The organism is Mycobacterium alsense (assembly GCF_002086635.1).
Classification (GTDB): Bacteria; Actinomycetota; Actinomycetes; order Mycobacteriales; family Mycobacteriaceae; genus Mycobacterium; species Mycobacterium alsense.
This window is the reverse complement of record NZ_MVHD01000035.1, coordinates 1-16,798: the sequence shown is the minus strand read 5'-3', so window position 1 is coordinate 16,798 and position 16,798 is coordinate 1. Positions and strand designations below refer to the sequence as shown.

At 71.4% G+C, this 16,798-nt stretch carries 18 protein-coding genes; 8 read left to right on the top strand and 10 right to left on the bottom strand.

Going from position 1 to position 16,798, the window contains the following annotated elements; all coding sequences use genetic code 11:
• Nucleotides 1–9 precede the first annotated feature (9 nt).
• Entirely contained in the window at nucleotides 10–477 is a 468-nt protein-coding gene (locus BST11_RS18225; protein WP_067318864.1) for a succinate dehydrogenase hydrophobic membrane anchor subunit, read from the bottom strand.
• Nucleotides 474–812, bottom strand: coding sequence for a succinate dehydrogenase, cytochrome b556 subunit (gene sdhC / locus BST11_RS18220; RefSeq protein WP_244897698.1), 339 nt, complete (start codon nucleotides 810–812; stop codon nucleotides 474–476). The genes BST11_RS18225 and sdhC overlap by 4 nt, the downstream gene beginning before the upstream one ends.
• Before the next feature lie 227 nt (nucleotides 813–1,039).
• On the opposite strand from sdhC, the gene BST11_RS18215 reads away from it, so the two are divergent.
• Genes BST11_RS18215 through BST11_RS18205 form a run of 3 tightly spaced genes read left to right on the top strand, consistent with a single transcriptional unit; the run spans nucleotide 1,040 to nucleotide 3,806 of the window.
• Complete coding sequence (locus BST11_RS18215; RefSeq protein ID WP_083139294.1) at nucleotides 1,040–1,438, top strand: cytidine deaminase; 399 nt, start codon at nucleotides 1,040–1,042, stop codon at nucleotides 1,436–1,438.
• A complete protein-coding gene (locus tag BST11_RS18210; protein WP_083139293.1) occupies nucleotides 1,435–2,712 on the top strand; it encodes a thymidine phosphorylase in 1,278 nt (425 codons plus the stop codon). The genes BST11_RS18215 and BST11_RS18210 overlap by 4 nt, the downstream gene beginning before the upstream one ends.
• Entirely contained in the window at nucleotides 2,709–3,806 is a 1,098-nt protein-coding gene (locus BST11_RS18205) for an adenosine deaminase (RefSeq protein ID WP_083139292.1), read from the top strand. The genes BST11_RS18210 and BST11_RS18205 overlap by 4 nt, the downstream gene beginning before the upstream one ends.
• Here the strand turns inward: BST11_RS18205 and BST11_RS18200 are convergent.
• Nucleotides 3,803–4,087, bottom strand: a complete 285-nt coding sequence (locus tag BST11_RS18200) for a GlsB/YeaQ/YmgE family stress response membrane protein (protein ID WP_068213025.1) — start codon at nucleotides 4,085–4,087, stop codon at nucleotides 3,803–3,805. The two genes, BST11_RS18205 and BST11_RS18200, sit on opposite strands and share 4 nt — an antisense overlap.
• Before the next feature lie 191 nt (nucleotides 4,088–4,278).
• Between BST11_RS18200 and BST11_RS18195 the strand changes: the two genes are divergently transcribed.
• On the top strand, nucleotides 4,279–5,118 hold the full coding sequence (locus BST11_RS18195) for an SDR family NAD(P)-dependent oxidoreductase (RefSeq protein WP_244897695.1): 840 nt from the start codon (nucleotides 4,279–4,281) through the stop codon (nucleotides 5,116–5,118).
• A 57-nt stretch (nucleotides 5,119–5,175) separates the two neighbouring features.
• Nucleotides 5,176–6,183, top strand: coding sequence for a VWA domain-containing protein (locus BST11_RS18190; RefSeq protein WP_083139326.1), 1,008 nt, complete (start codon nucleotides 5,176–5,178; stop codon nucleotides 6,181–6,183).
• A 4-nt stretch (nucleotides 6,184–6,187) separates the two neighbouring features.
• Here BST11_RS18190 and BST11_RS18185 read toward each other — a convergent pair whose 3' ends face one another.
• The 3 genes from BST11_RS18185 to BST11_RS18175 form a co-directional block, all read right to left on the bottom strand.
• The gene (locus tag BST11_RS18185) at nucleotides 6,188–7,171 is read right to left on the bottom strand and encodes a VWA domain-containing protein (RefSeq protein ID WP_083139290.1); all 984 of its coding nucleotides are present in this window, start codon (nucleotides 7,169–7,171) and stop codon (nucleotides 6,188–6,190) included.
• Nucleotides 7,172–7,175: 4 nt separating this feature from the next.
• A complete protein-coding gene (satS, locus tag BST11_RS18180) occupies nucleotides 7,176–8,477 on the bottom strand; it encodes a protein export chaperone SatS (RefSeq protein WP_083139289.1) in 1,302 nt (433 codons plus the stop codon).
• A 61-nt stretch (nucleotides 8,478–8,538) separates the two neighbouring features.
• Nucleotides 8,539–9,423 (bottom strand): alkaline phosphatase family protein, encoded by an 885-nt coding sequence (locus tag BST11_RS18175; RefSeq protein ID WP_169834929.1) that lies wholly within the window; start codon nucleotides 9,421–9,423, stop codon nucleotides 8,539–8,541.
• Nucleotides 9,424–9,516: 93 nt separating this feature from the next.
• On the opposite strand from BST11_RS18175, the gene upp reads away from it, so the two are divergent.
• Entirely contained in the window at nucleotides 9,517–10,140 is a 624-nt protein-coding gene (gene upp, locus BST11_RS18170) for a uracil phosphoribosyltransferase (protein ID WP_083139288.1), read from the top strand.
• A 1-nt stretch (nucleotide 10,141) separates the two neighbouring features.
• Here upp and BST11_RS18165 read toward each other — a convergent pair whose 3' ends face one another.
• From BST11_RS18165 to BST11_RS18155, 3 genes are read right to left on the bottom strand one after another with little or no spacing between them, the layout of a single operon-like run.
• Nucleotides 10,142–11,725 carry a phospho-sugar mutase gene (locus BST11_RS18165; protein WP_083139287.1) on the bottom strand — a complete coding sequence of 528 codons (1,584 nt, stop codon included), beginning with the start codon at nucleotides 11,723–11,725 and terminating at the stop codon, nucleotides 10,142–10,144.
• Nucleotides 11,726–11,729: 4 nt separating this feature from the next.
• Complete coding sequence (locus tag BST11_RS18160) at nucleotides 11,730–12,536, bottom strand: purine-nucleoside phosphorylase (protein ID WP_083139286.1); 807 nt, start codon at nucleotides 12,534–12,536, stop codon at nucleotides 11,730–11,732.
• An 18-nt stretch (nucleotides 12,537–12,554) separates the two neighbouring features.
• The gene (locus BST11_RS18155; RefSeq protein WP_083139285.1) at nucleotides 12,555–14,045 is read right to left on the bottom strand and encodes a PPE family protein; all 1,491 of its coding nucleotides are present in this window, start codon (nucleotides 14,043–14,045) and stop codon (nucleotides 12,555–12,557) included.
• Nucleotides 14,046–14,208: 163 nt separating this feature from the next.
• On the opposite strand from BST11_RS18155, the gene BST11_RS18150 reads away from it, so the two are divergent.
• Together BST11_RS18150 and BST11_RS18145 are read left to right on the top strand one after the other, a co-directional pair.
• A complete protein-coding gene (locus BST11_RS18150) occupies nucleotides 14,209–15,393 on the top strand; it encodes an amidohydrolase (RefSeq protein ID WP_142276424.1) in 1,185 nt (394 codons plus the stop codon).
• Complete coding sequence (locus BST11_RS18145) at nucleotides 15,390–16,559, top strand: M20 family metallopeptidase (protein WP_083139283.1); 1,170 nt, start codon at nucleotides 15,390–15,392, stop codon at nucleotides 16,557–16,559. Before BST11_RS18150 ends, BST11_RS18145 begins: the two co-directional genes overlap by 4 nt.
• 34 nt (nucleotides 16,560–16,593) lie before the next feature.
• Here the strand turns inward: BST11_RS18145 and BST11_RS27630 are convergent, their stop codons facing one another.
• Entirely contained in the window at nucleotides 16,594–16,797 is a 204-nt protein-coding gene (locus BST11_RS27630; protein WP_083139282.1) for a hypothetical protein, read from the bottom strand.
• Nucleotide 16,798: the final 1 nt, after the last annotated feature.

Below are 16,798 nucleotides of genomic sequence, written 5' to 3'. Positions count from 1 at the left end.
TCACGAGTGTCACGAGATGTTCGCGTCGAACGTCACCAGCACGTAGGTGCCCAGCACCAGCGTGAAACCCATCGACAACAACAGCAGGCTGTTGAGCCAGAACCGGGTGGAATTCTTGCGGCTGTAGTCGTCGATGATGGTGCGCAGCCCGTTGCCGCCGTGCAGTTCCGCCAGCCACAGCAGCGCCATGTCCCAGATCTGCCAGAACGGCGAATGCCAGCGCTGCGCCACGTAGTTGAAGTCGATGCGGTACACGCCGTCGTCCCACATCAGCATGATGAACAGGTGCCCGATCGCCAGGAACACCAGCGCGATCCCGGAAAACCGCATGAACAGCCACGCGAATTTCTCGAAGTTGGGGATGCCGGCGCGCCGCCGCGGCGAGCGCGGGTTGTCCAGGCTGGCGGGACGGTCGTAGAAGCGCTGCTTGACCGGCGCCGCCTGCCCGCGCCCCAGCTGGAGGTCCGGCCCGGTCATCGGAGGTGCTCCGTGATGTGGATGCCGGTCACCACGCCGGCCGGGACCATCAGCAGCAGAAAGACGATCCAGACGATCCAGAACATCAGCCGCTGGTGGCGGGGCCCCTCCGACCAGAAGTCGATCAGGATGACCCGGATGCCGTTCAGCCCGTGGAAAAGCACCGCCGCGATCAGCCCGTACTCCATCAGCCCCACGATCGGGGTCTGGTAATCGCCGATCACCGCGTTGTAGGTCTGCGGGTTCACCCGCAGCATGGCGGAGTCCAGGACGTGGACGAACAGGAAGAAGAAGATCGTCGCGCCGCTGATGCGGTGCAGCACCCACGCCCACATGCCGGGATCGCCCCGGTACAGCGTCCGCGGTGGTCGCCGCTTGCGCGACGGGGCCGATGTCACCAAGTCCCCACCGCCTTTCTCCGACGTCCGGGCACCCACCGAAAGCCGGCAATTCACCCTAACCCTGCCAGGTTGTCGGTCGCGCCGAACAGTCCCGCAAGCGAAGTGTCGGGTCAGGGTTAGGGTGGCTGTCACAAGTGGGCCGATGCGGTGAGGTGGTCGGTATGCCGGAAGTCGACTGGAATGCGCTGCGGGACAAGGCAATCCATGCCGCGGCGGGGGCCTACGCGCCGTATTCGGGGTTCGCGGTGGGGGCGGCCGCGCTGGTCGACGACGGCCGCGTCGTCACCGGTTGCAATGTGGAGAACGTCTCATATGGCCTTGGTCTCTGTGCCGAATGCGGCGTGGTCTGCGCCCTGCATTCCGGCGGCGGGGGCCGGCTGGTCGCGCTGGCGTGCGTGGACGCCCGCGGGCGCCCGCTGATGCCGTGCGGGCGCTGCCGCCAGGTGCTGCTGGAGCACGGCGGCCCGGGGCTGCTCGTCGACCATCCGGCCGGGCCGCGCCGCCTCGGCGAGCTGCTGCCCGACGCGTTCACCGCCGACCTGCCGCGGGAACGGCCGTGACCTTCGACGCGCCCACGGTGATCCGGACCAAACGCGACGGGGGGCGGCTGTCCGACGCCGCCATCGACTGGGTCATCGCCGCCTACACCGACGGCCGGGTCGCCGACGAGCAGATGTCGGCGCTGCTGATGGCCATCGTGTGGCGCGGCCTGGACCGCGGGGAGCTCGCCCGGTGGACGGCGGCGATGCTGGCGTCGGGGGAGCGGCTGGACTTTTCCGACCTGGGCGTGCCGACCGTGGACAAGCACTCGACCGGCGGCGTCGGGGACAAGATCACCCTGGCGCTGGTGCCCCTCGTCGCCGCCTGCGGCGCGGCGGTGCCCCAGGCGTCGGGGCGCGGGCTGGGGCACACCGGCGGCACCCTGGACAAGCTGGAATCGATCGCCGGGTTCACCGCGCGGCTGTCCAACCCCCGGGTGCGCGACCAGCTTCGCGACGTCGGCGCCGCCATCTTCGCGGCCGGCGAGCTGGCGCCGGCCGACGCCAAGCTCTACGCGCTGCGCGACGTCACCGCCACCGTCGAGTCGCTGCCGCTCATCGCCAGCTCGGTGATGAGCAAGAAGCTGGCCGAGGGCGCGGGAGCGCTGGTGCTCGACGTGAAGGTCGGGTCCGGGGCGCTGACGGCCTCGGAGGCGCAGAGCCGCGAGCTGGCGCACGCCATGGTGGAGCTGGGCGCCGCGCACGGGGTGCCCACCCGCGCGCTGTTGACGGACATGAACCGGCCGCTGGGTGCGACCGTCGGCAACGCGCTCGAGGTCGCCGAGGCGCTGGAGGTGCTGGCCGGCGGCGGCCCGCCCGACGTGGCCGAGCTGACGGTCCGGCTGGCCGCCGAGATGCTCGAGCTGGCCGGGATCGGTGACCGCGACCCGGCCCGGGCGCTGCGCGACGGGACCGCGATGGACCGGTTTCGCCAGCTCATCGCGGCCCAGGGCGGCGACCTGTCGGTGCCGCTGCCGGTCGGTGCGTGTGCCGAGACCGTGACCGCCCCGCGGGGCGGCACAATGGGCGATATCGACGCGATGGCGGTGGGGCTGGCGGCTTGGCGGCTCGGCGCGGGCAGGTCCCGCCCGGGCCATCCGGTGCAGCCCGGCGCCGGGGTCAGGATCCACCGCCGCCCCGGCGAGCCGGTCGCGGCCGGTGAGCCGCTGTTCACCCTCTACACCGACATCCCCGAACGCCTCGGCGCCGCGATGGCCGAGCTGGACGGCGGCTTCAGCGTCGCGGACACGCCGCCGCTCTCGCGGCCGCTGATCGTCGATCGGATCGCCCCGTGACCACACCGCTGGATTTGCCGCAGATCAAAAAGGCCCCCAAGGCCCTGCTCCACGATCACCTCGACGGCGGGCTGCGCCCGTCGACCGTGATCGACATCGCCGCCCAGATCGGCTACGACGGCCTGCCGGCCACCGACGCCGACGAGCTGGCGAAGTGGTTCCGCACCCGCTCGCACAGCGGCTCCCTGGAGCGCTACCTGGAGCCGTTCTCGCACACCGTCGCCGTGATGCAGACGGCCGACGCCCTCTACCGCGTCGCCTACGAGTGCGTCGAAGACCTGGCCGACGACTCCGTCGTCTACGCCGAGGTCCGCTTCGCACCCGAGCTGCACATCGACCGCGGCTTGAGCTTCGACGAGATCGTCGACGCCGTGCTGGAGGGCTTCGCCGCCGGCGAGACGGCCTGCGCCGCCAACGGCCGCCCGATCAAGGTGCGGCTGTTGGTCACCGCGATGCGCCACGCCGCGGTGTCCCGGGAGATCGCCGAACTGGCAATCCGCTTCCGCGACAAGGGCGTCGTCGGGTTCGACATCGCGGGCGCCGAGGCGGGCAATCCGCCGACGCGGCACCTGGATGCCTTCGAATACATGCGAGACCACAACGCGCGCTTCACCATTCACGCCGGTGAGGCGTTCGGGCTGCCGTCCATCCACGAGGCGATCGCGTTCTGCGGCGCCGACCGCCTGGGCCACGGGGTGCGCATCGTCGACGACATCGAGGTCCTGGAAGACGGGGACGGCGGGCGGGTCCGGTTGGGCCGGCTGGCATCGATCTTGCGGGACAAGCGAATTCCGCTGGAGCTGTGTCCCAGCTCGAACGTGCAGACCGGCGCCGTCAAAAGCATCGCGGAGCACCCCTTCGACCTGCTCGCCCGCGCCCGCTTCCGCGTCACCGTCAACACGGACAACAGGCTCATCAGCGACACCTCGATGAGCCTCGAAATGTCGAGGCTCATCGAGGCTTTCGGCTATGGGTGGAGCGACCTCGAGCGATTCACCATCAACGCGATGAAGTCGGCGTTCATCCCGTTCGACGAGCGGCTGGCGATCATCGACGAGGTGATCAAACCCCGGTACGCCGTGCTGATCGGCTAGCGCGTCAACCTGGTGCCCGAACGGCGGCCCGTCACCGCTTCGTAGATCGCGATCAGCACGACGGCGACCACGACGCCGATGAAGAAGGGAATCCAGGCGATTCCGCCATTGGCGTTGTGGTAACCGAATTGGCCGGCCACGACCGAACCGATCAGGCCACCAACGGCGCCGAGTAGGACCGTCATGATCATGCCGATGCTTTGCTTGCCCGGCATCACCAGACGCGCCACCACACCGATGATCGCTCCCACGATTATCGCGAGGATGATTGAGCCAATCATTTCTGCTCCCGTCGTCGCGGCGCCCCCAGTGGGCGCCGTCTATGACACGGTGTTCCCCGAACCGTCGCGCTTGTAACACAATTCGGATGGATCGGCCCCCGATCGGCCTTGTTCGGCCCTCGGTCGGCCCCCGATCGGCCTTGTTCGGCCTTGTTCGGCCTTGTTCGGGCGCCGGCGACTATCCTTCCCCCGTGACGGCGAGGATGTCCGGCAAGGTTGCGTTCGTCACCGGCGGCGCGTCGGGGATCGGGGCCGCGCTGGCCGCCACGCTGGCCGACGGCGGCGCGGAGGTCTGGATCGCCGATCGCCAAATCGACGCCGCGCGGGAGCTCGCGGGGCGCCTCGACGGCGGCGGCGCCAAGGCGCACGCGATCGAGCTCGACGTCCGCGACTACCCGTCGTTCGGGCGCGCGGTCGCCGAAGCGGTGCGAGGTGCCGGGCGGATCGACTACCTGTTCAACAACGCCGGCATCGGCGTCGGCGGTGAGGTCGACTCGTACACCCTCGACGACTGGAACGACGTCTTCGACGTGAACCTGCGCGGTGTGGTGCACGGCATTCAGGCGGTGTACCCGATCATGATCGGCCAGGGTTCGGGCCACATCGTGAACACCGCGTCGATGGCGGGCCTCGTCGCCACCCCGGGTGCGGCCAGCTACACCGCCACCAAGCACGCCGTCGTCGGGATCTCCAAGGCGCTGCGGGCGGAGGCCGCGCGCCACGGCGTGCGCGTGTCGGTGCTGTGCCCCGGCGCGATCCGTACCCCGATCCTCACCTTCGGCAAGTACGGGCGATACGAGGGCGTGAGCGACGAAGAGCTGCTCAAGTTCTGGGGGCCGACGCGGCCGATGGCGCCCGAGGATTTCGCGCGGCGCGCCCTTCGCGCGGTGTCGCGCAACCACGCCATCATCGTGTTGCCGGCGTGGTGGAAGGCGGTGTGGTACCTCGACCGCCTCTCGCCGTCGCTGTCGATGTGGGCCGCCCGGCTCACGCTCCGGCGCATCCGCGCGATGGCCTCCCCGGCATCCTGATCCGTCGCCGGGCGCGGCCCATGCGCCGGGGGCCCTCGGCGAATAGTGTGGCTGGACATGAAGCTGCCGCTGCTGGGCCCCGTGTCGCTCACCGGCTTCCAGAACGCCTGGTTCTTCCTGGTGCTGCTGGTCGTGCTGTTGGTGATCGGGATCTACATCGCGGTGCAGTTCGCCCGCCGCCGCCGCGTGCTGCGGTTCGCCAACATGGAGGTGCTGGAGCGGGTCGCGCCGCCGCGGTCGGGCCGGTGGCGCCACGTGCCGACGATCCTGCTCGCCACGTCGCTGGTGTTGCTCACCACCGCCATGGCCGGGCCGACGTCGGACATCCGGATCCCGCTCAACCGCGCGGTCGTGATGCTGGTCATCGACGTCTCGGAATCCATGGCCGCCACCGACGTCGCCCCGACCCGGCTGGCCGCCGCGAAGGAGGCCGGCAAGAAGTTCGCCGACGAGCTCACGCCGGCCATCAACCTGGGCCTGGTCGCCTTCGCGGCCAACGCCTCGCTGCTGGTGTCCCCGACGACCAACCGTGGCGCCGTGAAGTCGGCGATCGACGGCCTCAAGCCGATGCCGAAAACCGCGACGGGGGAAGGGCTTTTCACCGCGCTGCAGGCGATCGCCACGGTCGGCTCGGTGATGGGCGGCGGCGAGGGACCGCCGCCCGCGCGGATCGTGCTGGAATCCGACGGCGCCGAGAACGTGCCGCTGGACCCCAACGCGCCGCAGGGCGCGTTCACCGCCGCGCGGGCGGCCAGGGCCGCGGAGGTGCAGATATCGACGATCTCGTTCGGCACGCCCTACGGCACCGTCGAATACCAGGGCGCCAACATTCCCGTCCCGGTCGACGACCAGACCCTGCAGGAGATCTGCAAGATCACCGACGGCCAGGCGTTCCACGCCGACAGCCTGGAATCGCTCGAACAGGTCTATTCGACGCTGCAGCGCCAGATCGGCTACGAGACCGTCAAGGGCGACGCCAGCGCCGCCTGGATGCTGCTCGGCGCGGTGCTGCTGGCCGGTGCCATCCTGGCCGGCCTGGCGCTGAACAGCAGGCTGCCCGCCTGAGCGATCAGGTGGGCAGCCGCCGGTTGATCAGCAGGCCCAGCGCCGTGGCGATCAGGGCGGCGATGACGCCCAGGCGCAGCCACCCGGCGCTGCCGGGCCCGGGCACCACCCGAAACCCGATGTCGTTCTCGATGGCGTCGTAGCTCTTGTCCAGCTCGCTGAGGTTGGTCGCCGTATACGCCTGGCCACCGGAGAGCCGGGCGATGGTCTTCATCTGGTCGGTCGAGACGGGGACGGCGACGCGCTGCCCGTTCATCTCGATCTCGCCGCCCTTCGTCCCGAACGAGATCGTCGAGACCGGCACGCCCTGGTCCTTGGCCAGGCGCGCCGCGGTGTAGGCGCCGTCGTGCGGGTCGCTGGGGTTGGTCGGCTTGTTCTCCCCGCCGTCGGAGAGCAGCACGATGCGCGCCGGCGGCGGCGTGTCCCCGCCCGTGACGGCGGCGGCGCCGACGGCGCGCAGGGCGGTGAAGATCGCCTCACCCGTAGCCGTCCCGTCGGCGAACTCCAGCTTCTTCAGGGCATCGATGGTCGCCTGGTGCTGCGGGGTCGGCGGCACCAGCAGGTACGGAATTCCGGCGAACCCGACCAGCCCGAGGTTGATCCCCGGGGTCAGCTGGGTCGCGAACTGGGTGGCCGCCTGCTCGGCGGCCTTGAGCCGGTTGGGTTCGACGTCGGTCGCCCGCATCGAGTTGGACATGTCGATGACCAGCACGACGCAGGCCCGGTTGCGCGGGATGCGCATGTCGTGCGTGGGGGTGGCCAGCGCGACGGTCAGCAGCAGCAACGACAGCAGCGCGACCGCGATCGGAAGGTGCCGCCACCGCGACTGCGGCACCTGCGCCTCGGTGAACCGGCGCAGGCGGCGTCGGCGCCGGGCCTGCACCACGACGTAGAAGGCGAGCAGCGCCAGCGGCACCACGGCGAACAGCAGCATGCCCGGGCGGTGAAACCCGTAGAGCGGCAGCGGGCCGACGCCGGGAAGGGACACGTGCCTATTCTCTCCTGAGCCGGCCCTCGACGAATCGTTCCAGCTTTTCCCACTCGCGCACCGCCGCGGCGTACGGGGGCCCGGGTTTGGCCACCGAATCGGGCTCCAGCACGTAGCCCACCAGCTTGCCCAGGGGCCGGGCGGTGTCGAGCGCCTTGTCCACGGTCGGGTCCTCCGAGTAGTCACCGATGTCGCGGAGCAGCTCGACGGCCAGGTCGAGCTGGTCGCGGTCCACGGCGTCGGGGCCGTCGGCGAAGTCGTCGGCCAGCCCGCTCAGCACGTAGACGTTGTCGTCGGTGACGTCGACCTCCAGCGAGCCGTCCGTCGCGGCGGTGCGGATGTCGTCGTAGGTGCTCAGGTCGGCAAGGTCGTGGTCGTGCTCGTCGGCGAGGTAGCGCGCCAGCGCCCGCTCGGAGGTGAACACGCTGATGCGGCCGTTGCGGCCCAGAAAGATCGGGCGCTCGTCCAGGTAGCAGCGCAGCGTGTAGAACGTGCCGGCACCGGTCATGACGCGGATCGGGTCGATGCCCACCTGAACCCAGAAGTCCTCGTCGCCGCCCAGCACGACGGTGTCACCCGCCGCGCGGCCCTCGGCCTCGGAGTCCGGGGCGCCTTCGGAGCCGGGCTCCTCCGCGGACTCGTCGACCGCCTCCTCGGCGGCTTCTTCGAGTTCCTCGACCTCGGGCTCTTCTTCGAACTCTTCCTCGGGCTCTTCGGCCAGCTCCTCGGCGGCCTTGGCCGAGTACTCGGCGTCGACGTCGGGGGTGCTGACGAGCTCGTCGATCGCGCCGAGCACGTCGTCCCAACCGCGCCCGATGACCTCGGCGATCGCGTTCCAGCGCTTCTGGCCCGCCTTGCCGGTGAAGGTGTCGATCCCGCCGGCCACCGTGCCCAGGTTGGGGTTGCCGTTGAAGAACTTGGCGACCGCCGGCAGGTCGCAGACCGAACCGATCGACGACACGATCGACAGGGCGCCGGCCAGGGCGGCCACCGACTGCTCGGTCGGCTTCTCGGCCACCAGCTCCTCGACGGCGACCAGATCGAAGTGCTTGTCCTCGGCGGGCTGGAAGCGATGGGCGTGCGCCGACGTCAGGTACGGCCACGCCGGGTGGTCGACCAGATCGTTGTCGGTGTCGGTGCGCACGAACGCCACCAGGTCGGCGACGGACTCGAACCCGTAGAGGTCCTCGTCCTTGCCCAGGAACGCCTCCCACTCGTCGCCGGCGTCGCGCCAACGGGGCGCCCACACGGTGTAGCGGTCACCGGCGGACAGGCTCAGGCGGATCGGCACGAGGTCAGCAGCCATGCGGCACAGAATAGCGACGGGCGGCGAAGGTGCCCGGTCCGGCCATGAGGGTGCCCGGGAGTCAGGGGGCCCAGATGGTGGCGATCGGCGCGGCGGCGGCCGCGTAGCCGAGTTTGGGCAGCCCGTACATTTCCTCGAGCGTGGCGAGCACGCTGTAGTGGTTGATCCGCTCGTTGTAGGTGCCGGGCTGCACGTGGGCGCCGTAGATCACGGTCGGGATCTGATTGCGCGGGCTGCCGTCGTCCTCGTCCCACGTCAGGACGAGCAGGCTGTTGTTGGCCACCGCCCAGTTGGCGTATCCGGACAGCGCGCGGCTCAGCCACGCGTCGCCCTGGGCGATCGAGCCGTCGTGCATGTTGTCGTCGTTGTTGGGGATCACGAACGACACCGTCGGCAGGCTGGCGTAGTTGCCCATCGGAAAGGCCGAGAACGGCAGCGAGTTCGCCGCCGGCACATTGCTGAAGTTGGCCCAGGGCACGTGCTTGCGCGCGTACTTGCCCGCGCTGCACACCGGCGACCCGACGGCGGGCAGGCTTTCGGCGTAGCCGACGAATGTGTAACCGGCGGACAGCAATTCGGACGCCAGGTTGGGGGTTGCGCCGGCATTGACCGGACACACGTCCTTGGTCACGCCCAGCGTGCTGCCCGCGAACAGCGCCAGGTAGTTCGGCTCGCTGGGGTGCGTCTCGGCGAACGACTGCGCCATCATGGCGCCGCGTGCCGCCAGCGCGTTGATGAACGGCGCCGACTTGCTGCCGATGATGTTGGCCTGCGATCGGTTCTCCTCGATGACGATCACGACGTGCGCGGGACGCGGCAGCGCGGCCGCGCGCAGGGCCACCCGCGGGGCCGACGGGGTGACCACCACTGCCGCGCACACCGCCAGCGCCGCCGCGCCGATCAGCCGGAGCGCACCCTCGATTCGGCTCAGCACGCGGGGGAGTATAGGGGCGCATCCGGCGGGCGGACGGCGGCCACGCGAGCGTGTCAACGCGGCTTTAGCCAATCGGGGCGCGATCGTTATATAGGGTCGGATCCCGTGGAGGTGCGCGTCGTGGATCACCCGCTGGCCCTCGCCCGGCTGACCACGCTGCGCGACGAGCGCACCGGTAACGCCGCCTTCCGGGCCGCGCTGCGCGACCTGACCCGGATGCTGGTGTACGAGGCCACCCGGGACGCCGGCCGCGAGACCTTCCCGATCCGCACGCCCGTCGCCGAGACGCTCGGGGTGCGCCTGGCCAACCCGCCCGTGCTGGTGCCCGTGCTGCGCGCCGGGCTCGGCATGGTCGACGAGGCCCTCGAGCTGCTGCCGGAGGCCCGGGTCGGATTCGTCGGGGTCGCCCGCGACGAGGAAACCCACCGCGCGGCGGGCTATCTGGAGTCGCTGCCCGACGACCTGGCCGGCCTGCCGGTCATGGTCCTCGACCCGATGCTGGCCACCGGCGGGTCGATCACGCACACGATCGACCTGCTGCACCGCCGCGGCGCCACGAGCGTCGCCGTGTTGTGCGTGGTGGCCGCGCCGGAAGGCATTGCCGCCCTGGACAAAGCGGCTCCGGACGCGCGGCTGTTCACCGTGGCCGTCGACGACGGCCTCAACGAGATCGCCTACATCGTGCCGGGTCTCGGTGACGCGGGCGACCGCCAGTTCGGGCCCCGCTGACTCACCACGCCCGCACCTCGGCGACCAGTTCGTCGCGCAGCGCCCTCGCCCGCTCCCGCGCCGCCGGCACGTCATCGGTCGGTGCGCAGCGAATCTCCAAGTAGCACTTGAGCTTCGGTTCGGTTCCCGACGGGCGCACCGCCACCCGCGCCGACGTGTCGCGGTCGCCGCCGGTGACGATCAGCGTGTCCGCGGTGTCGGTGGCCGCCGCGGGGTAGCCGGCCAGCCGCGCCGGCGGGGCCGCCCGCAGCCGCCGCATCAGCTCGGCCGCCTCGGCGGGGTCGGCCACCCGCCGCGACACCGCCGCGACCTCGTGCACGCCATGGCGCCGGGCCAACTCGTCGAGCCGGTCGGGCACCGAACGGCCCCGCCCCCGCAGCGCGGCCACCAGGTCGCACACCAGCACCGCCGCGCTGATGCCGTCCTTGTCGCGCACGGCGTCCGGGTCGGCGCAGTGGCCGATCGCCTCCTCGTAGGCGTAGACCAGGATGCCGCCGGGCACGCCCTCGTCGGCGCGCGCCAGCCACTTGAATCCGGTGGGGGTCTCGACGTGGGTCGCGCCGTAGCGCGCGGCGATCGCGGACAGCATCCGCGACGACACCACCGTGCTGGCCACGACGGCGGTCCCGAGGGGCTGCTGCTGCGACAAGATGTAATCGCCCAGTAGCCAACCGGTTTCGTCACCGGACAGCATCCGCCAGCCCGACCGGTCGGGTATGCCGACCGCGCATCGGTCGGCGTCGGGATCCAGCGCGATCGCCACGTCGGCCCGCACCTGCGCGGCCAGGGCGAGCAGCGCGTCGGTGGCCCCGGGCTCCTCGGGGTTGGGAAACGCGACGGTGGGGAAGTCGGGGTCGGGCTCGAACTGGGCGCCGACGGTGTGCACCTGCTCGAATCCCGCCCGGCGCAGGGTCTCGACGGCCACCTCGCCGCCCACCCCGTGCAGCGCCGTCAGCGCCACCCGCACGGATCCCGCCGAGCGCCGCAGGGCTGCCGCGCGCGCGATGTAGCGCTCCACCAGGTCGGCGTTCGCCGGCGCGACGGGCGTGCGGGCGATCCGGTCGGCCGGCGGCGCGGCGGCCATGGCGCCTTCGATCTGGCGGTCGGTGGGCGAGACGATCTGGACGCCGCCCTCGAAGTACACCTTGTAGCCGTTGTCGGCCGGCGGGTTGTGCGACGCGGTGATCTGCACCCCTGCGGCGGCGCCGGTGTGGCGCACCCCGAAAGCGACCACCGGCGTGGGCACCGGCCCGGGCAGGAGCAGCACCGAATACCCTTCGGCGGCAAGGACTTCGGCGGTGACGGTGGCGAACACCGCCGAGCCGTGGCGGGCGTCGCGGCCGACGATCACCGGCGCGCCGGCCAGGCCGCGCTCGGTGAGCACGCGGGCCACCGCCCACGTCGCGCGCGACACCACCGCGACATTCATGGCGTCGGGCCCGCCGCGCACCGGGCCGCGCAACCCCGCGGTGCCGAACGTGAGCGGGCGCGCGAATCGGGCCGCGAGCTCGTCGGGGTCGCAGGCGGCCAGCTCGGCGGCCGTCCCGGGGTCCGGATCGTGCGCGATCCACTCCTCGGGGTTCATGCCGCTACAGGCGCTCGACGACGCCGGCCAGCAGCGTGCCCAGCCGGGCCGCCGACGCGGCCCCGGCGGCCAGCACGTCGGCATGGGCCAACGGCTGCCCGGAGATCCCCGCCGCCAGGTTGGTCACCAGCGACACCCCCAGCACCTCGGCGCCGGCCTCGCGCGCCGCGATCGTCTCGTGCACCGTCGACATGCCGACGAGGTCGGCGCCCAGCACCCGCAGCATCCGGATTTCCGCCGGGGTCTCGTAGTGCGGGCCGGGCATCCCGGCGTAGACGCCCTCGGCCAGGTGCGGGTCGGCCCGGCGCGCCAGCTCCCGCAGCCGCGGACTGTAGGCGTCCGTCAGGTCCACGAACCGCGGGCCGACCAGCGGCGAGCGCCCGGTGAGGTTGAGGTGGTCGCTGATCAGCACCGGCTCGCCGATCGCCAGGTCGGGCCGCAACCCGCCGGCCGCGTTGGTGAGCACGACCGTGCGCACGCCCGCCGCGCAGGCCGCCCGGACCGCGTGCACCACATGGCACAGGTCGTGGCCCTCGTAGGCGTGCACGCGACCCACCAGCACCAGCACCCGCCGGGCGCCGATGCGCATCGAGATCAGCTCGCCGGTGTGCCCGACGGCGGTCGGCGGCGCGAACCCGGGCAGCTCGGCCTGGGGCAGCACGACGTCCGGTGCTCCCAGGGCCGCCACCGCCGGCCGCCACCCCGACCCGAGAACGATCGCGACGTCGTGCCCGTCGACCCCGGTGCGCTCGGCGATCGCCCGCGCCGCCCGCCGCGCGAGGCCGTCGGGGTCGGGCGCGCCTTCGCTCACACTGGGCGAGCTTAACGACTAGTTGCCGAAGAAACCCGTCAGCAAGTCGCGCAGGTTGGACACGCCCGACGTGAAGCCGGCGGGCGCGGCGTTCAGCACGCCGCTGATCGCGGCGAGCCCGGAGTTGAAGACGCCCGAGACGTAGTCGCCGGTGTTCCCGACGCCGGAGGCGTTGTCACCGGTGTTGCCGAACCCGGAGCTCCCGGCGCCCGCGTTGCCGAAGCCCGAGCTGACGCCGGGTCCGGTGAACAGGTGGCCCACGCCGGTGTTGAGGTCGCCGGAGTTGAACACGCCCGTGTTGACGCTGCCCGAGTTCCAGAAACCCGTGTTGTAGTTGCCGGCGTTGAAGGCGCCGGTGTTGTAGTCGCCCGAGTTGAACACGCCCGTGTCCGTCGACCCCGAGTTGAACAGCCCGGTGGCGAAGTTCCCCGCGTTGGCGATGCCGGAGTTGAACTGGCCCGAGTTGCCGATCCCGATGTTGCCGGTGCCCGAGTTGAAGAAGCCGATGTTGCCGGTGCCCGAGTTGCCGAACCCGATGTTGCCGATCCCGGAGTTCAGACCGCCCGCGAAATTGATGCCGATCTGGTGGTCGCCGGTGAGCCCGATGCCGATGTTTCCGGTGCCGGTGTTGCCGAAGCCGATGTTGGCCGAGCCGAGGTTGCCGAAGCCGAAGTTGTTGCCGCCGTTGTTGCCGAAGCCGAAGTTGTAGCTGCCGTTGTTGCCGCTGCCCAGGTTGTAGCCGCCGATGTTGCCGCTGCCCAGGTTCAGGTTGCCGATGTTGCCGCTGCCCAGGTTCCAGAAGCCGAAGTTGCCGCTGCCCAGGTTGACGTCGCCGAGGTTGCCGCTGCCCAGGTTGATCTGGCCGTTGTTGCCGCTGCCCAGGTTCCACGCCAGCTGGTTGCCGATGCCCAGGGTCAAGAGCTTGAGGTTGCCGACGCCTCCGACGTAGAGGCCCGGGATGCTGTCCAGCGGCCCGAAGATGCTGTCGAGTGCCTTCAGGGGCGGCCACGACGCGATCTGCTCGGCGGCCGCGGACGCGCCGGCGTGATAGTCGACCATCGCGGCCACGTCCTGGGCCCACATCTGCTCGTACTCGGCCTCGGTGGCCGCGATCGCCGGGGCGTTCTGGCCGAACAGGTTCGACATCACCAGCGACACCAGCCCGCTGCGATTGGCGTCGACCGCCACCGGGTGCACGGTCGCCGCCAGCGCGGACTCGAACACCGCGGCCACCGACTGCGCTTGCGCGGCCGCGTTCTGGGCCTGGGCGGCCGCCGCGCTCAAGAAGCCGGCGTAGGGCGTGGCCGCCGACATCATCGCCGCCGCCGCCGGGCCCTGCCAGGCCTGGCCCGTCAGGCCGGAGGTCACCGACGCGAACGCCGACGCCGCCGTGGCAAGCTCGGACGCCAGGCCGTCCCAGGCCGCCGCGGCCTCCAGCATGGGCGCCGACCCCGCGCCGATGAACATCCGCAGCGAGTTCACCTCGGGGGGCAGCACCAAAAAGCTCATCGATGGATCCCTTCTGCTGGAGACCGCTGCGTTGAACAGATGTCATATAAATAGCAGAGTTACATACTTTTAGTCCACTTGAACGCGGAAATGCAGGTTGAACGGTTTGCTGTCCGAGGCGCGACGGCGGCGGTGGGATACTGCGAGAGTGCCAACCACCCCGTTGAGACCGTCGGACCCGTTGGACAGGGTCGAGGACGTCGTGCGGCGGCGTGGCGGGGAGCTCGTCGAGCTGTCCCACGCCATCCACGCCGAGCCCGAGCTGGCGTTCGCGGAGCACCGCAGCTGCGCCAAGGCGCAGGCGTTGGTCGCCGAGCGCGGTTTCGAGATCACCGCGCCGGCCGGGGGCCTGGACACCGCGTTTCGTGCCGACTTCGGCGGCGGGCCGCTGGTGGTCGGGGTCTGCGCCGAGTACGACGCGCTGCCCGAGATCGGGCACGCCTGCGGCCACAACATCATCGCGGCCTCGGCGGTCGGGGCCGCGCTGGCGCTGGCCGAGGTGGCCGACGAGCTGGGCCTGCGGGTGGCGCTGCTGGGCACCCCCGCCGAGGAGGCGGGCGGTGGCAAGGCGCTGCTGCTGCAGGCCGGAACGTTCGACGACGTCGCGGCCGCGGTGATGGTGCATCCCGGGCCGACCGACATCGCCGCGGCCCGCTCGCTGGCGTTGTCGGAAGTGGTCGTCGACTACCGTGGCAAGGAATCGCATGCCGCCGTCGCGCCGTTCATGGGTGTCAACGCGGCCGACGCCGTGACCGTCGCGCAGGTGGCCATCGGGGTGCTGCGCCAGCAATTGGCGCCGGGCCAACTGACGCACGGGATCGTCACCAACGGTGGGCAGGCCGTCAACGTGATACCCGGCCGCGCGGCGTTGCAGTATGCGATGCGCGCCGTCGATTCGGATTCGCTGCGAGAGCTGGAGGGCAGGATGTTCGCGTGCTTTGCCGCAGGCGCGCTGGCGGCCGGCTGCGAATACGAAATCGACAACCCGGCACCGCCATACGCGGAGCTCAGGCCCGATCCCTGGCTGGCCGACGTTTGCCGCGACGAGATGCGCCGACTCGGGCGCGAACCGTTGTCAGCGGAGCTGGAGGCCGGGATTCCCATGGGCAGCACCGACATGGGCAACGTGACGCACGTGCTGCCGGGGATCCATCCGGTGATCGGGGTGGACGCCGGCGGCGCGACCGTGCACCAGCGGGCCTTCACCGCGGCCGCCGCCGGTCCCAGCGCCGACCGCGCGGTCGTCGATGGCGCAATCATGTTGGCGCGCACCGTCGTTCACCTCGCCCAGGCTCCCGAGGAGCGCGACCGGGTGTTGGCCGCCCGCGACAGGCGGGCGGCATCATGAGCCTCGTCGACACGGCCGAATCGTGGTTGGCCGCCCATCACGCCGACCTGGTCTCGTGGCGCCGGCACATCCACCGCTATCCGGAGTTGGGCCGGCAGGAGTTCGCCACCACCCAGTTCGTCGCCGAGCGGCTGGCCGACGCGGGGCTCAACCCCAAAGTCCTGCCCGGCGGGACCGGGCTGGTCTGCGACCTCGGCCCCGAGCACGAGCCGAGGATCGCGCTGCGCGCCGACATGGACGCGCTGCCCATGGCCGAGCGCACCGGCGCGCCGTACGCCTCGACGATGCCCAACGTCGCGCACGCGTGCGGGCACGACGCACACACCGCGATCCTGCTGGGCACCGCGCTGGCGCTGGCGTCGGTGCCGGAGCTGCCGGTGGGGGTGCGACTGATCTTCCAGGCGGCCGAGGAGCTGATGCCCGGCGGGGCGATCGACGCCATTGCCGCCGGCGCGCTGGCGGGGGTGTCGCGAATCTTCGCCCTGCACTGCGATCCCCGGCTCGAGGTGGGCAAGATCGCGATCCGCCAGGGCCCGATCACCTCGGCGGCCGACCAGCTCGAGATCACGCTGTATTCGCCGGGCGGGCACACCTCGCGCCCGCACCTGACCGCCGACCTCGTCTACGGCCTGGGCACGCTGATCACCGGGCTGCCCGGTGTGCTGTCGCGGCGCATCGACCCGCGCAACGGGACGGTGCTGGTGTGGGGCGCGGTCAACGCCGGCGTGGCCCCCAACGCGATACCGCAGACCGGCGTGCTGGCCGGCACGGTGCGCACCGCGAGCCGCCACACGTGGGTGGCCCTCGAGGAGATCATCCGCGAGACCGTGTCCGCGCTGCTCTCCCCGCTGGGGATCGAACACACCCTGCAGTACCGGCGCGGCGTGCCGCCGGTGGTCAACGAGGACGTCTCGACCCGCATCCTCACCCACGCCATCGAGGCCGTCGGTCCCGACTCGCTGGCCGACACCCGCCAGTCCGGCGGCGGCGAGGACTTCTCCTGGTACCTCGAGGAGGTTCCCGGCGCGATGGCGCGATTGGGCGTGTGGTCGGGCGTCGGGCCGCAGTTGGACCTGCACCAGCCGAACTTCGACCTCGACGAGCGGGCCCTGGCGATCGGCCTGCGCGCGATGGTCAACGTCGTCGAGCAGGCGGCCCTCTTCTAGCTCCCCTTTCCCCGCTCGCGACAGGGGGAGGGCGTCAGAGGCCGTTGGCGCCCAGCAGCAGCCCTCCCGTGCCCCCGGGGCCCGGGGCGCCCGTGGCCGCCGCGCCGATTCCGGCGGTGCCGCCGTTGCCGCCGTTGCCGATCAGCACGGCGTTGCCGCCGGGGCCGCCGTCGCCGCCCGTCGACCCTGCGGCCGCCGCCGCGCCGCCGGCGCCGCCGGTGCCGCCGGTGCCGATCAGC

Excerpts from the sequence above, each read along its gene's own strand:
- sdhC (WP_244897698.1), bottom strand. The coding sequence starts at position 812 with ATGTGGGCGTGGGTGCTGCACCGCATCAGCGGCGCGACGATCTTCTTC.
- BST11_RS18190 (WP_083139326.1), top strand. The coding sequence starts at position 5,176 with ATGAAGCTGCCGCTGCTGGGCCCCGTGTCGCTCACCGGCTTCCAGAAC.
- satS (WP_083139289.1), bottom strand. The coding sequence starts at position 8,477 with ATGGCTGCTGACCTCGTGCCGATCCGCCTGAGCCTGTCCGCCGGTGAC.
- BST11_RS18155 (WP_083139285.1), bottom strand. The coding sequence starts at position 14,045 with ATGAGCTTTTTGGTGCTGCCCCCCGAGGTGAACTCGCTGCGGATGTTC.
- BST11_RS18225 (WP_067318864.1), bottom strand. The coding sequence starts at position 477 with ATGACCGGGCCGGACCTCCAGCTGGGGCGCGGGCAGGCGGCGCCGGTC.
- BST11_RS18200 (WP_068213025.1), bottom strand. The coding sequence starts at position 4,087 with ATGATTGGCTCAATCATCCTCGCGATAATCGTGGGAGCGATCATCGGT.
- BST11_RS18145 (WP_083139283.1), top strand. The coding sequence starts at position 15,390 with ATGAGCCTCGTCGACACGGCCGAATCGTGGTTGGCCGCCCATCACGCC.
- BST11_RS18165 (WP_083139287.1), bottom strand. The coding sequence starts at position 11,725 with ATGAACCCCGAGGAGTGGATCGCGCACGATCCGGACCCCGGGACGGCC.
- BST11_RS18215 (WP_083139294.1), top strand. The coding sequence starts at position 1,040 with ATGCCGGAAGTCGACTGGAATGCGCTGCGGGACAAGGCAATCCATGCC.